Source organism: Streptomyces niveiscabiei, from assembly GCF_033794345.1.
GTDB classification, from domain to species: Bacteria; Actinomycetota; Actinomycetes; order Streptomycetales; family Streptomycetaceae; genus Streptomyces; species Streptomyces niveiscabiei.
The window spans coordinates 241,863-255,462 of the sequence record NZ_JARAYJ010000005.1 but is presented as its reverse complement, the minus strand read 5'-3'; the positions used below and the strand labels follow the sequence as shown (position 1 = coordinate 255,462).

Genomic DNA, 13,600 nt, shown 5'->3' with positions numbered 1-13,600 from the left:
GATGCTCGGGAGGCAAGGACATGGGCGACAAGGCGAACGCACACCTCGGGGCCGCCGGCAGGGCTACGGCGGCCGGCCACCCCGCGTCCGTACGGAATGTGGTGCTGGTCGGCCACTGCGGAGCGGGCAAGACGACACTGGTGGAGGCCCTCGCGCTGACGGCGGGGGCGGTGAACAGGGCGGGCCGGGTCGAGGACGGCGGCACCGTCTCCGACTACGACGAGATCGAGCACCGCCAGCAGCGGTCCGTACAGCTCTCGCTGGTGCCCGTCGAATGGAACGGCATCAAGGTCAACCTCCTCGACACACCCGGGTACGCCGACTTCGTCGGCGAGCTGAGGGCCGGTCTGCGCGCGGCGGACGCGGCCCTCTTCGTCGTCTCGGCGGCGGACGGCGTGGACGGCTCGACGCGCATGGTGTGGGACGAGTGCGCGGCCGTGCGGATGCCGCGCGCGATCGTCGTCACGCACCTGGAGTCGGCCCGCGCGGACTTCGAGGAGATGGTCCGCACGTGCGCGCAGGCGTTCGGCGGGGACGACCCCGACGCCGTGCTCCCGCTCTACCTGCCGCTGCACGGACCCGCGGGCCCCGACGGCCACGCGCCCGTCACCGGCCTCACCGGACTCCTCACGCGCACCCTGTTCGACTACGCGTCCGGCGAGCGCAAGGAGTCCGAGCCGGACGAGGCACAGCTCCCGGCGATCGAAGAGGCCCGCAACCGGCTCATCGAGGGGATCATCGCGGAGAGCGAGGACGAGACCCTCATGGACCGCTACCTGGACGGCGAGCAGATCGACGTCCAGACCCTCATCGACGACCTGGAGCGGGCCGTCGCGCGCGGGACGTTCTTCCCCGTCCTCGCGGGCGCGCCCGCCGCCGACGGCGCCCGGCAGGGCATCGGGACCGTCGAACTCCTCGAACTGGTCACCCGCGGCTTCCCCACCCCGCTGGAGCGCGAGGCACCGCACGTGACGACCATCGACGGCCGTACGCGCGCGCTGAAGCCCTGCGACCCGGACGGCCCGCTCGTCGCCGAGGTCGTGAAGACCACCTCCGACCCGTACGTCGGCCGGATCTCCCTCGTCCGCGTCTTCTCCGGCACCCTGCGCCCCGACGAGACGGTGCACGTGTCCGGGCACGGGCTCGCCGACCGGGGGCACGAGGACCATGACGTCGACGAACGCGTGGGCGCCCTGTCGGCGCCCTTCGGGAAGCAGCAGCGGACGCTGTCGCACTGCATCGCCGGGGACCTCGCGTGCGTCGCCAAGCTCGGGCGGGCCGAGACCGGGGACACGCTCTCCGCGAAGGACGACCCCCTGCTGATGGCCGCCTGGCGGATGCCCGACCCGCTGCTGCCGCTCGCCATCGAGGCACACAGCAAGGCCGACGAGGACAAGCTCTCCCAGGGCCTCGCCCGGCTCGTCGCCGAGGACCCCACGATGCGCCTCGAACACAACCCGCACACCCACCAGGTCGTCCTGTGGGCGCTCGGCGAGGCCCACGCGGACGTCGCGCTGGAGCGGCTGCGCAGCCGGTACGGGGTGCAGGTCGACGTCGTCCCGCACAAGGTGTCGCTGCGCGAGACGTTCGCCGGGCGCTCCGGCGGGCGCGGGCGGCACGTCAAGCAGTCCGGGGGGCACGGGCAGTACGCCATCTGCGAGATCGAGGTCGAGCCGCTGCCCGGCGGCTCCGGCATCGAGTTCGTCGACAAGGTGGTCGGCGGCGCGGTGCCCCGGCAGTTCATCCCGTCCGTCGAGAAGGGCGTGCGCGCGCAGGCCGCGCGCGGGGTGGTCGCCGGGTACCCGCTCGTCGACGTCCGCGTCACCCTCCTCGACGGCAAGGCCCACTCCGTGGACTCCTCCGACGCCGCGTTCCAGACGGCCGGCGCCCTCGCCCTGCGCGAAGCCGCCGCCGACGCGACGATCCACCTGCTGGAACCCGTCGCCGAGGTCAGCGTCCTGGTCGGCGACGACTACGTGGGCGCCGTCATGAGCGACCTCTCCGGCCGCCGGGGCCGCGTCCTCGGCACGGAACAGACCACCTCAGGACGCACGCTGGTGCGCGCCGAGGTGCCCGAGATCGAGATCGGCCGGTACGCGGTCGACCTGCGTTCCCTGTCCCACGGCACGGCCCGCTTCGACCGCGTGTACGCACGGCACGAGGCGATGCCGGCGCATGTGGCGGAGAAGGTGAGGGGGCAGGAGGAGAAGGCGTAGGCGGAACCGGGGGCGGGTGCAGGCGCCCGCCCCCAACTCCCCGTCCCCGTGCGCCTCCACGCGCCCCCGCGAGCCGAACATGCGCCCGGGGGCGGCGAGTTCACGGAACCTCCCCCTCCGTTCCGCCGGTCCGCTCCCCCGCTCCGGGTCCGGATGTCAGTGGGGGCGGATACCCTGATGACCTGATCAACAGGTGTGCGGAGCACGGAAGTCGGGAAAGCCGCAGGAGCGGGTCCGGGCGGCGATGGGGGCGGTTACATGACCGTTGACAGTGTGTACGGCGACATCTTCGGCCCACAGGTGCCGCTGATGGGCGACGGAGGGCAGACGGCGACCTTCGCGCTGGCCTCGGCCGCCTACCGGGACAGCCCGGCGGAGGAGATAAAGAAGGCCGACAACGAGTGGCACCAGTCGTCGGTGAGCACCGGCCGCGCATGGGCCAAGATCTTCCGGCCCAACCTCGGCGAGGCCTTCTCCCAGGCCGTCATCGACCGCATGCTCGGCGTCGGCCGCAAACCCCTCATCCAGTCCTTCGGCGCGGAACCCGCCGTCGTCGTCGAACACTGCCTCGCCGCGAACAACATCCGCCGCGAGCGGGACCGCAAGCTCGCCGCCGTCATGTTCCTGTGCGGCGTCGTCTTCCTGCCCGGCCTGCTGGTCTGGCTGGGCGTCTTCCAGCTCCGCGCGATGATGGGCAAGAGCAGCAACAAGCGCGCCTCCGGCCTCGCCACCGCCCTCCTCGTCGTCGTCGGCATCCTCGCCGCGCTCCTCCTGATCAAGCTCCCCTTCGGCGGCATCCTCGGCTGGTACGTACGCGGAGCGATCGTCGCCCCCGTCGCCGGCTGGTTCCTCGCCCGCCGCATCTGCGAGTCCACCGCGAAGGACCTGCGCGAACGCTGGGACAGCCTCCTGTCCGGCGCCGGCGTCGGCGCGAAGATCCCCGAGGCCGTCCCCACCAGCCCCGACCAGGCCGCCGCCGAACAGCTCCGCCAGTCCCTGGCCCGCCTCTCCGCCGAACAGCAGTCCAACGGCGTCTTCTACGCGGGCCCCAAGGGCATCCTCGGCATGGGCACCCGCTGGGGCTCCTGGCACCTCGCCGAGGAACTCGTCCCCCTCGACCCGGTCAAGGGCGTCCACGAGTTCCGCAGCTGGACCGTCGCCCGCGCCATCAGCGACCAGCTCAACCTGCTGCAACGCCAGAGCCTCAAGACCGGCGGCTTCCCCGCCCCCTCCGTACGGCACTGGATCGTCTCCCACGTCGGCGAGGGCGCCAAGGCCGTCACCCGCCCCGAGGGCACCGACGTCGAGGCGTACCAGTTCAAGCCCAAGGCCATCGAGGACATCTGCAACACCCAGCAGTTCGGCAGCGGCAACCGACACTACCTGGGCGTCCAGTGGACCACCTGGGACGGCCAGCTCATCATCACGATGATGATCACCGTCACCGTCCTGCACGAGACGCTGCGCATAGAGGTCACCGGCCACGCCCTCGGCCCCGTCAACGGCCTGTTCATGACCAAGCCCGAGGCCCCCACCAAGGAGGTCGCCAAGACCGTCCGCTTCTGGGAGACCCGCAAGATAAAGCTCCCCCTCGTCACCACCGACGAGGTCGTCCGCCTCGGCGCCCGCGCGACGATCAGCTGGTACCCCCCGCTCCTCCAGTGGCTCGGCGGCTCCATCACCCTCCCCGAACCCTTCGGCCTGCGCCACGCCTGGGCCGACCAGCCCTGGAAGAACCGCTTCATGGCCGACGACGCCCTGCGCGCCGCCACCCCCGTCCTGCGCGTCGTCCACGCCGCGACGATCAAGGTCCTCAAGGAACACGACGTGGACGTCGAGAAGTTCATGAACCGCGCCGGAGTCCTCAGCGGCGGCGTCCAGGGCGCGGAGCCCGGAAAGTCGGACACCTACAACGCGTGAGCGCGAGCCGGCCGGGCCCTCACGACTCGGCCGGCCACGCCTCCGCCAGCATCTTCCGCGTGTCCGCCAGCAGCTGCGGCAGCACCCGCGTGTGCCCCACCACCGGCATGAAGTTCGTATCCCCGCCCCACCTCGGCACGATGTGCTGATGCAGGTGCGCCGCGATCCCCGCGCCCGCCACCGCACCCTGGTTCATCCCCAGGTTGAACCCGTGCGCCCCCGACGCCTTCCGCAACGCCGTCATCGCCTGCTTCGTCAGCAGCGCGACCTCCGCCGTCTCCGCGTCCGTGAGGTCCGTGTAATCGGCGACGTGACGATACGGCACGGCCATCGCGTGACCCCCGGTGTACGGGTACAGATTGAGCACGACGTACGCCAGCTCCCCCCGCCTGACGATCAGCCCGTCCTCATCGGACTTCGCCGGAATCGAGCAGAACGGGCAACCGTCGTCGGCCCCCGGACCGGTCGGCTTACTCTCACCCTGGATGTAGGCCATCCGATGAGGCGTCCACAGGCGCTGGAACGCGTCCGGCACGCCCACTCCGATCTGCTGCTCCGGCTCACTCGTCATGGTGAGCAGCATATGGCGTACGCACGAGGGCAAGAGAAAGGCCCCCGAAGAGAACTCCGGGGGCCCTCAAACCGCTGTCAGACCTGGACGCGACGCTCCACGACGTCGACGAGCTTCGCCAGCGCCTCGTCCTTCGGAATGCCGTTCTCCTGCGACCCGTCCCGGTAGCGGAACGACACCGTGCCCGCGTTCATGTCCTCGTCGCCCACGATGATCATGAACGGCACTTTGGAGCGCTGCGCGTTGCGGATCTTCTTCTGCATCCGGTCGGAGGACGAGTCCACCTCGACACGCAGGCCCTTCTTCTTGGCCTCGGCGGCGAACTCCTCCAGGTACTCCACGTGCCCGTCGCCGATCGGGATACCCACCGCCTGCACCGGCGCCAGCCATGCCGGGAACGCCCCCGCGTAGTGCTCAAGCAGCACCGCGAAGAACCGCTCGATCGACCCGAACAGCGCCCGGTGGATCATGACCGGCCGCTGCTTCGTACCGTCCGCCGACGTGTACTCCAGCTCGAACCGCTCGGGCAGGTTGAAGTCGAGCTGAATGGTCGACATCTGCCAGGTCCGCCCGATCGCATCGCGCGCCTGCACGGAGATCTTCGGCCCGTAGAACGCCGCCCCACCCGGGTCCGGCACCAGCGGCAGCCCCTGCTTCTCGGCCACCTGCCGCAGCGTCTCGGTGGCCTCTTCCCAGACCTCGTCGCTGCCGACGAACTTCTCGGGGTCTTTGGTCGACAGCTCCAGGTAGAAGTCGTCGAGCCCGTAGTCCCGCAGCAGCCCCAGCACGAACGTCAGCGTCCGGTCCAGCTCCTCGGACATCTGCTCACGCGTGCAGTAGATGTGGGCGTCATCCTGGGTGAAGCCGCGCGCACGGGTGAGCCCGTGCACGACGCCCGACTTCTCGTACCGGTACACGGTCCCGAACTCGAACAACCTCAAAGGCAACTCGCGATACGACCGCCCCCGCGCATCGAAGATCAGGTTGTGCATGGGGCAGTTCATCGGCTTGAGGTAGTAGTCCACGCCCTCGTCGAGCTGCATGGGCGGGTACATCCCGTCCGCGTACCAGTCGAGGTGCCCGGACTGCTCGAAAAGCTTGCCCTTGGTCGCGTGGGGCGTGTAGACGAACTCGTACCCCTCCTCCTCGTGCCGCCGCCGCGAGTAGTCCTCCATCACCCGGCGGATGATCCCGCCCTTGGGGTGGAAGACCGCGAGCCCGGAGCCGATCTGCTCGGGGATGGAGAAGAGGTCCAGCTCATTGCCGAGCTTGCGGTGGTCGCGCTTCTCGGCCTCGGCGAGGAAGTCGAGGTATGCCTTCAGCTCGTCCTTGGACGGCCAGGCGGTGCCGTAGATGCGCTGGAGCATCGGGTTGCGCTCACTGCCCCGCCAGTACGCGGCGGCGTTCCGCATCAGCTTGAACGCCGGGATCAGCCGGGTCGACGGCAGGTGCGGACCACGGCACAGGTCCTTCCAGCACAGCTCGCCGGTCTTCGCGTCGAGGTTGTCGTAGATCGTCAGCTCACCGGCACCGACCTCGACGTCCGCGCCGTCGTCGGAGGAGGCGGACCCCTTGAGCCCGATCAGCTCCAGCTTGTACGGCTCGTCAGCGAGCTCCTCGCGGGCGGCCTCGTCGGTGACGACGCGGCGGGCGAACTTCTGCCCCCTGCGCTGGATCTCCTGCATCTTCTTCTCGATGGCCTTGAGATCCTCGGGCGTGAACGGCTTCTCGACGTCGAAGTCGTAGTAGAAGCCGTCCTTGACCGGCGGTCCGATGCCGAGCTTGGCCTCGGGGAAGATCTCCTGCACGGCCTGCGCCATGACGTGCGCGGTGGAGTGGCGCAGGATGCCCAGGCCGTCCTCGGAGGTGATCTCGACGCCTTCGACGGTCTCGCCGTCGGACAGCACGTACGCGAGGTCCTTCAGCTCGCCGCCCACGCGCGCGGCGACGATCGAGCGCTCGCCGGCGAAGAGGTCGGCAGCCGTGGTCCCCGTCGTCACCACGCGCTCTTCCCGCTCGGAATCGCGTTGGATGGTCACACGGACGTCTGACACCGGTCTCTCCTGCCTGAAGGTGAAATGCGGCGCCATACGAGGAGCGCGCGCAAGAGGGGATCGTACCGACCCGGGACCACCCTCCGCGAAACAAGCCCCCCAGGTCAGTCGTCGATCTCGCCCCCGCACGCCTCCTCGAAGTAGTCAAGGTTCTCCTGGAGCGACTTGAGCAGCCGGTCGCGCTCCTCGTCGTCGACTTCGACGGGTACGACGCCGTACCCCTGCGCGAGCCGCCGGAACCCGCCCCGGCTCTCCAGCCGTCCGCGCACGCGCACCGGCAGCCCCAGCAGGTGGGCTTGCCCGGCGATCCGGTAGTCCTCCTCGTCGAGCCGCACCCGCACCTGGCCGACCTCAGCCCCCGCGAGCACCCGCAGCCGCACGCTCCCCTCTCCCCGGGGCCCGGAGCGCCGCAGCCGTACGACGGCCCCGGTCACCGTGACCGGCACGGACGGCTCCTCCCGCAGGTACCGCGCCCCGGCCTCCCGCAGTACGGGTACGTCCCCCGGCGAGAACTCGACGGCCTCCCCGGACCCGGCGCACCCCTCGGGCACCCCGGCGCCGGGCGCCCACGCGACGGCGACGCGCGCCACCTCCGTCCCCCGCACGAGCGCGATGAGCGCCTCGGTCAGCTCCCGGCTGACGCCCGCCTCGACGGCGCCGTCGAAGGCGTCCATGCCGCCGGTGGCGCGCTGGTAGTCGATGGCTTCGCGGGCGGCGTACAGCGCCTGGTGGAGGCGTACGGCGAGGGGCCGGGCGGCGGCGACGGGGACGAACGCGGTGAGCCGGCGTCCCCCTTCGGCGGTGCCGACGAGGACGTCGTCGAGGAGCGCGGCGGCGCTGCGGCGGTGGCGGGCGCCGTGGTAGCCGGCGGGGGCGTGGGCGGCGAGGGCGCCGGCGAGGAGGGTGGCGCGGGCGGCGGTGCGCAGGTCGTCGTCGGCGTTCCATGCGGCCGGCCCCTCGGGGATGTCCCGCCACCAGCGGATCTCGTCGCTGGGGACGGCGAGGCCGAGCAGCACTTCGCGCGCGGTGGGTGTGCCCGTGCGGGTAAGGGCGGTGAGTGCTTCCGTCAACAGGTCGTCGCTGTCGGGGAAGGCGCGGCTCTCGGGGACGAGGAGGCTGGTCGCGGACGCGCCCGGTCCCGGCGGGGTCCAGCGGCCGTAGCGGCCGGGTGCGCCGCCGCGCCGCTGCCAGCCGTGGCGGCACAGGAGGGCAGCGAGGACGGCGGGGTCGACGTCGGCGGGGTCGGGGGCGGGGTGGGTGCGGACGAGCCTCAGCGGCTCACCGGGGTGGCTCATGGTCGTCCTCCCGTCCCGACCCGCGTCATGATCTCGCACAGCGCCCGGTCGTCGAAGATGCGTGAGGTCGGTATCCGTACGGTGGTGCGGGTGCGGCCGGTGACGGGCTGGCCGGCGAGGTTGACCCAGTAGCAGCAGTGCCGCAGGTCGAGGCGGTCGTGGCTGGCGCGCAGCCAGTCGTCCGGGGAGCGCGGGACGAGCATGACGACCAGGATCTTGTGCACGGACACCGGAGTGCGGGCGAGTTTGCGCAGGTGGTCGTTTTCGAGGGTGAAGGGGAAGGTGCGGCCCGGCGGGTGGGGCGGGAGCTGGTAGGTCGCCTTGAGCTGGACCTTGATGGTGACCTCGTCGTCGACGGTGTGGCCGGGCGAGCCGTGGCTGACGTGCCAGTCGATGCCGTTGTCCGGGAACGGCTGGGAGAGCGAGCAGCCGGCCGCGGCGGCGACGGCGTGCAGGTAGCCGACCTGGAGGGTCTCCATGCAGGCGGTGGTGGCGAGCGTGCCGCGCCGGGGGCCCGTGCGCCCGGGCAGCAGCCCGCCCCGTTCGGGCTGCGCTATCGCCATGGCGAACAGCCTTCCCCGTTGTGCCGGTTCTTGGTGCGGTCCGGTGAACTCCCTGGTCCCGCACTCCTGTTGTGTCCTTCCGGCGTACGGCGCAAACAGCCCGGGTATCACCGAACAGGCAGAAGACGGCATGTCATCGGCCAGGCGTGAACGAGGGGTTGTGAGGATATGACGTGCTGGTACGAAGGCCCCCTCGCGGCCTTCGACACGGAGACGACAGGAGTGGACGTCGAGTCGGACCGGATCGTGTCGGCCGCGCTCGTCGTGCAGGACGCCACGGGGACCCGGCCCCGGGTGAACCGCTGGCTGGTCAACCCGGGGGTGCCGGTGCCGAGTTCGGCGACGGCGGTGCACGGGCTGACGGAGGAGCACCTCCAGCGCAACGGCCGCTGGCCGGCTCCGGTGATGTACGAGATAGCGGAGCTGCTGACCGAACAGGCGGCGGTGGGGCGGCCGTTGGTGGTGATGAACGCGCCGTTCGACCTGACGCTCCTCGACCGCGAGCTGCGCCGGCACCGGGCGTCGTCGCTGGACGACCGGCTGGGGCAGTCGCCGCTGCGTGTCCTGGACCCCCGGGTCCTCGACAAGCACCTGGACCGCTACCGCAAGGGCCGCCGCACGCTGGCGGACCTGTGCGCGCACTACGAGGTGACGCTGGCCGAGGCGCACGACGCGGCGGCCGACGCGCTGGCCGCGCTGGAGGTTGTGCGGGCGGTCGGGCGCCGTTTCTCGGCCCGCCTCGAACGCCTCTCCCCCGGCGAGCTGCACACGCTTCAGACGGGCTGGCACGCGGCCCAGGCGCGCGGTCTCCAGGCGTGGTTCGCCCGCAGCGGCCAGGAGGAGACGGTCGACCCGTCGTGGCCGGTGCGCCCGCCGGCTCTCCCTGCGGCGGCGTAAGGGCAGGCGAAAGGCCGGTCAGCTGAGGCTGACCGGCCTTTTCCCGGTGGGCGATACTGGGTTCGAACCAGTGACCTCTTCGGTGTGAACGAAGCGCTCTCCCACTGAGCTAATCGCCCGGGAACGCACTGAACAATACAGTCCCGCGTGCCGTTCCTTCAAACCGCTCGCAGAGCCCGGGCCAGCCCCCGCTGCCCGGCGCGCATCATCAGCCGATGATTGAGCCGGAACACGGGCCGCCCGGGAACGGCGAGCGCCCGCAGCAACGCCTTGCGCACGACGACGACTTGCTCGTACGCGGCGAGCGTCCCGTCCCCGCGAGCCGTGAGGGTCCACCGCGCCCACCCTTCGAGGTCCCCGGTCATGGAGATTTCCAGCACCCCGGCGAGGGGGTCGCGCCGGACTTCACGCGCGGTGAAGGTGAGGGTGTAGGGAAGGGTGGCGCGGATACGGACGAGGCCGCTGGTGTCGTCGATGCGGGTGACGGAACGGACCTGCGGCCACCAACGGGGGTACTCCTCGGCCCGCTCCAGTGCCGCGTAGACGGCGGCGACCGGAGCGGGCAGGTGCCACAGGCTGTGGAAGCGGTAGTGCGTCCAGTCCATGGTGCCAGTGTGGGGCTACGGCATCTTGTTCCCCAGCAGCGCGAGGTTCTCGATGGCCGCGAGTCCGTACAGCGCGGTGTCGTTGGTGGACACCCAGGCGGCCTCGCTACCGGCGACCAGTGCCGTGGGCCCGCTCACCTTCTCCGTGCGCCACGGCGCCGACTCCTTGTACCCGTCGGAGTTGTAGAACTTGTCCCAGGCTCGCTTGGCGAGCTTCTCGTCGCCGGTCTTGACGGCGGCGTACGCGTCGAGGCGGGAGTGTCCCTGGAAGAGCAGCAGCGTCCCGAAGTTGGACCCGTACCGTGCCGCCTGTTCGGCCTTGGTCGCGTTGAAGTACCGGCAGTAGTCAAAGTAGGCCTCGTTGAAGCGGGGCATGTCGACGAGGTGGATCAACTCGGCGCACAGTTCGTTGAGTCCGAAGACGGCGGAGAGGTGCGAGACCCCGACGACCGGCGCGGGCGCGACCGCGAACTTCCCCGTGTCGAGGTCGTACAGCCCGGTCCCCTGCACGAACCCGTTGGGCTGCGCGGCGATGGTCTCCATGGTGGACAGGACGCGCGCCTTGGCCTTCTCCCACTTGGGCCCGCGCCGCTCCCACTCGGTGAGCCACGCGGAGACGAGCCCGCTCCAGTCGGTGCCGAACCCGATGGACAGGGCGTGCCGGTCGGGCGTGTAGGGCTCGGTGCGGATCTTGCGGATGGGGTCGAGGACGAGGAACGTCTCGTCGGAGTCGACGTTGGCGTGCATGAGGTCACCGACGCGTTCGTCGGCGGTGAGGAAGTAGTAGTAGCGGCGGTACGTCGTGTTGGCGATCCGCTGCTGCTTGGCGCTGTCGGCGTAGTGCTGGACGCCGTGCCGGGTGCCGAGCCCGGCCCACTTGCCGAGGTGGTAGACGTCGACCTCCCCGGTGTGCCGGGTCATGGCCTCGGCGAACCGGAAGATGTCGGAGCGCCCGGAGCGCAGGTAGGCGTACCAGAGCCACAGGTCGGGCGAGAGTTCGGAGTTGTCCCACGCGTACCCGCCGATGTCGTACCGCCACTGGTGGCGGACGGTGTCGTACGTGTGCATGATGTCGCCGTAGTCCCAGAAGCCGTACCAACGGCGCTGTTCCACCTGGTCCTTGTAGTACGTGAAGAGGAAGTCGAGGTGGTCCTCGATCTTCGCCTTGGCCGGGGTGGAGCGGTCGGGTTCGGAGTAGAGGCCGGGCCCGAAGACGCCGGCCTTGATCAACTGCTTGGGCGGCGCGGCGAGTTGCGGCAACACCCTTACCGCGTCGACCTGTTGGGCGAGCACTTCGGGCGTCGGCGTGGACTCGTTGGCCCAGAAGAGGAGTTCGGAGGTGCGGGCGATGCCGTAGGGCGTGCCGAACTCGGGCTCGTAGTCCTCGTACGTGATGTTGAGGCCCTCGAGCTGTTCGGGGAACGTGTCCTGGCCCATGCCGTCGTGGTAGAAGCGCAGGTCCATGGGCTGGGCCTCGGGGGACCAGAGCCAGAGGGTGACCTCGGCCTCGTCGGTCTGGGCGTCGCGGATGTCGAGCTGGGAGGGGTGGCGCTCCCAGAAGTCGCGCAGCCCGAAGGAGAATCCGCCGCTCGCGCCGCCGACGTACCCGAACCCGGAGGCCCGCTTGCCGCCGCCCGCGCCGATCCAGCCGTGGCCCTTCTTGGTGCGCTTGCGGACGGTGAAGCCGTCGGCGGAGAGCTGGGAGAGGGTGTAGTCGCCCCATTCGGGGATGTACTGGAGCCGGGTGGTGACCCGCTGGTCCCAGGTCGAGGGGTCGGGCAGCTTCTTGCCGGCGAACTGGGCTTCCTGGATGGCGATTCCGGGGTCGCGGCGCAGGCCGGTGATGCCCTTGACGGCCTCGCGCAGGAGGCCGGTGCCCTCGCCGCCGATGCGGATGTGGCGGTCGTAGGACTGGTCGCGCATGGGCACGGTGAAGCGGACGCCGAGGCCGCGGATGAAGTCGCCGCTGGCCTTGCCGGGTTCCTGGGTGCCGTCGTAGGTGATGGTGTGGACCATGCGGAAGGAGTCGGCGCCCGCGTAGAAGTAGAGGCGGATCGAGAAGGGGAGCCAGCTGCGGTTGCCCTTGCGGTGCTTGCCGTCGATGCGGACGACCGCGCGGACGGGGCCGTCCTGTTCGACGGTCACCGAGGAGATGGCGCCCTCGAAGCGCTCGGTCTTGACGGTGCCCTGGTCCTCGTCCTCGATCTCGGGCTGGCGGATGAGGACGAGGCGGCCGTTCTTGGCGATCTCGGTGGAGCCGCGCTTCACGGACTTGATGAGCGTGGCGCCGGACTTGCCGATCTTCACGTCCACGACGCCGGTCGACACGTCGATCGTGCCGCCGCTCTTGTCGACGGTGACCTTCTTGCCGGGCGCGGCCGGGGTCCCGGGGGCGAGGGTGAGCTTGCCGTCGCCCGAACTCACCGCGTGCGCGGTCCACTTGAGGGAGCCGTCGGGCCAGTAGGCGATGGGCCAGGACTGGACGGGGACGTCCTTGCCGGCGGCGTCGGTGACCGCGAAGGCCTGGTCCTCCCGGAAGGCGCCCATCGGCCAGGGCACGCCGAGCGTGGAGCCGGGGGCGGCGCCCTGGCCGCCGTCCTCCAGCCAGTCCAGGGTCACGGGGTCGCGGTCGCCGCTCCCGGCGTTGGGTGCTGCGGAGGCGTTCGAGCCGAGCGCCCAGCTGAACTGTGCGGCGACTCCTGCGACTGCTGCCGCTTTGAGGAGGGATCTGCGAGGAAGGGGGGACATGGCCGTTCCTTTCCGTGCGGGGGAAGCTTCGGGCTGGTCAAGGGCATGACAGAGAAAGGCACGGGGACACCGGCCTTGGTTCCGGTACGACGCCGGGGGCACCCGCGTCGTACCGGCAGAACGACTGCTCAGCGCCGCCGGTACCGCTCCTCCACCGCGAGCGCCGCCGCGACGACGGCGCCGAGGACGGGAGCGCCCAGGGGCGCGATGAACCACGCGGACATGACGACGACGGCGAGCCCGGCGACGACGAGGAAGGACCCGGCCGGGTCGAGGACGGTCCGGCGCCCGGACCCGGCGAGCAGCGCCCGCCAGCTCGCACCCGGCGTCCAGACGGCCGCGGCCCGCAGCAGCGCGACGGCGGCCCCGATCAGGGCGAACACCCCGATCGCGCCGATCAGCGGCCCGCCCGGCAGCCCCGCGCGCACCGCCCACACGTCGACCCAGACCGCCACGACGGCCGCCCACCCGGCGAGCCCGACGGCCCACCCGCCGCGCAGCGCCGTACGGAAGTCCTGGACGAACTCCCGCAGTCCGCCGTCCACATGGGCGGTACGGCGGGCCAGGTGGCGGCTGCCGGCGGCGAGCGCGGCGGGGTAGGTGACGACGCCGAGGCAGGCGACGGCGATCCAGACGCCGGTGAGCAGGCACTCGGCGAAGACCGCGAACCGTTCGGCGAACACGGACTCCTTGCGCGGCTTCGGCTTCACCCTCGTCTCGGTGGCCATGGC

10 protein-coding genes and 1 tRNA gene are annotated in these 13,600 nt (G+C 70.9%); 3 read left to right on the top strand and 8 right to left on the bottom strand.

The window, feature by feature from the left end; translation table 11 throughout:
* The first annotated feature begins 20 nt into the window (after positions 1 to 20).
* On the top strand, positions 21 to 2,216 hold the full coding sequence (locus tag PV682_RS09410; RefSeq protein WP_319726040.1) for an elongation factor G-like protein EF-G2: 2,196 nt from the start codon (positions 21 to 23) through the stop codon (positions 2,214 to 2,216).
* Between the two features lie 258 nt (positions 2,217 to 2,474).
* Positions 2,475 to 4,136, top strand: coding sequence for a hypothetical protein (locus PV682_RS09405; protein WP_319726037.1), 1,662 nt, complete (start codon positions 2,475 to 2,477; stop codon positions 4,134 to 4,136).
* Between the two features lie 19 nt (positions 4,137 to 4,155).
* Here PV682_RS09405 and PV682_RS09400 read toward each other — a convergent pair whose 3' ends face one another.
* The 4 genes from PV682_RS09400 to PV682_RS09385 form a co-directional block, all read right to left on the bottom strand.
* A complete protein-coding gene (locus PV682_RS09400; protein ID WP_319726034.1) occupies positions 4,156 to 4,707 on the bottom strand; it encodes an HIT family protein in 552 nt (183 codons plus the stop codon).
* Between the two features lie 77 nt (positions 4,708 to 4,784).
* Positions 4,785 to 6,761, bottom strand: coding sequence for a threonine--tRNA ligase (thrS, locus tag PV682_RS09395; protein ID WP_319726031.1), 1,977 nt, complete (start codon positions 6,759 to 6,761; stop codon positions 4,785 to 4,787).
* A 104-nt stretch (positions 6,762 to 6,865) separates the two neighbouring features.
* On the bottom strand, positions 6,866 to 8,056 hold the full coding sequence (locus tag PV682_RS09390) for a hypothetical protein (protein ID WP_319726028.1): 1,191 nt from the start codon (positions 8,054 to 8,056) through the stop codon (positions 6,866 to 6,868).
* Positions 8,053 to 8,619 carry a DUF4365 domain-containing protein gene (locus tag PV682_RS09385; protein ID WP_319726027.1) on the bottom strand — a complete coding sequence of 189 codons (567 nt, stop codon included), beginning with the start codon at positions 8,617 to 8,619 and terminating at the stop codon, positions 8,053 to 8,055. The genes PV682_RS09390 and PV682_RS09385 overlap by 4 nt, the downstream gene beginning before the upstream one ends.
* A gap of 168 nt (positions 8,620 to 8,787) precedes the next feature.
* Between PV682_RS09385 and PV682_RS09380 the strand changes: the two genes are divergently transcribed.
* Positions 8,788 to 9,516, top strand: coding sequence for a 3'-5' exonuclease (locus tag PV682_RS09380; protein WP_319726025.1), 729 nt, complete (start codon positions 8,788 to 8,790; stop codon positions 9,514 to 9,516).
* A 47-nt stretch (positions 9,517 to 9,563) separates the two neighbouring features.
* Here PV682_RS09380 and PV682_RS09375 read toward each other — a convergent pair.
* The 4 genes from PV682_RS09375 to PV682_RS09360 form a co-directional block, all read right to left on the bottom strand.
* Positions 9,564 to 9,635 (bottom strand) — tRNA-Val (locus PV682_RS09375).
* A gap of 39 nt (positions 9,636 to 9,674) precedes the next feature.
* Positions 9,675 to 10,121, bottom strand: a complete 447-nt coding sequence (locus PV682_RS09370; protein WP_319726024.1) for an SRPBCC family protein — start codon at positions 10,119 to 10,121, stop codon at positions 9,675 to 9,677.
* A 15-nt stretch (positions 10,122 to 10,136) separates the two neighbouring features.
* Positions 10,137 to 12,869, bottom strand: coding sequence for an exo-rhamnogalacturonan lyase family protein (locus tag PV682_RS09365; RefSeq protein WP_319726022.1), 2,733 nt, complete (start codon positions 12,867 to 12,869; stop codon positions 10,137 to 10,139).
* A gap of 128 nt (positions 12,870 to 12,997) precedes the next feature.
* Positions 12,998 to 13,597: a hypothetical protein gene (locus PV682_RS09360; RefSeq protein ID WP_319726020.1), complete on the bottom strand. Its 600-nt coding sequence runs from the start codon at positions 13,595 to 13,597 to the stop codon at positions 12,998 to 13,000.
* Positions 13,598 to 13,600: the final 3 nt, after the last annotated feature.

Bases quoted from the DNA above. Each gene is read 5' to 3' on its own strand.
- PV682_RS09410 (WP_319726040.1), top strand. From the start codon at position 21: ATGGGCGACAAGGCGAACGCACACCTCGGGGCCGCCGGCAGGGCTACG.
- PV682_RS09405 (WP_319726037.1), top strand. From the start codon at position 2,475: ATGACCGTTGACAGTGTGTACGGCGACATCTTCGGCCCACAGGTGCCG.
- PV682_RS09400 (WP_319726034.1), bottom strand. From the start codon at position 4,707: ATGACGAGTGAGCCGGAGCAGCAGATCGGAGTGGGCGTGCCGGACGCG.
- PV682_RS09390 (WP_319726028.1), bottom strand. From the start codon at position 8,056: ATGAGCCACCCCGGTGAGCCGCTGAGGCTCGTCCGCACCCACCCCGCC.
- PV682_RS09385 (WP_319726027.1), bottom strand. From the start codon at position 8,619: ATGGCGATAGCGCAGCCCGAACGGGGCGGGCTGCTGCCCGGGCGCACG.
- PV682_RS09380 (WP_319726025.1), top strand. From the start codon at position 8,788: ATGACGTGCTGGTACGAAGGCCCCCTCGCGGCCTTCGACACGGAGACG.
- PV682_RS09370 (WP_319726024.1), bottom strand. From the start codon at position 10,121: ATGGACTGGACGCACTACCGCTTCCACAGCCTGTGGCACCTGCCCGCT.
- PV682_RS09365 (WP_319726022.1), bottom strand. From the start codon at position 12,869: ATGTCCCCCCTTCCTCGCAGATCCCTCCTCAAAGCGGCAGCAGTCGCA.
- PV682_RS09360 (WP_319726020.1), bottom strand. From the start codon at position 13,597: ATGGCCACCGAGACGAGGGTGAAGCCGAAGCCGCGCAAGGAGTCCGTG.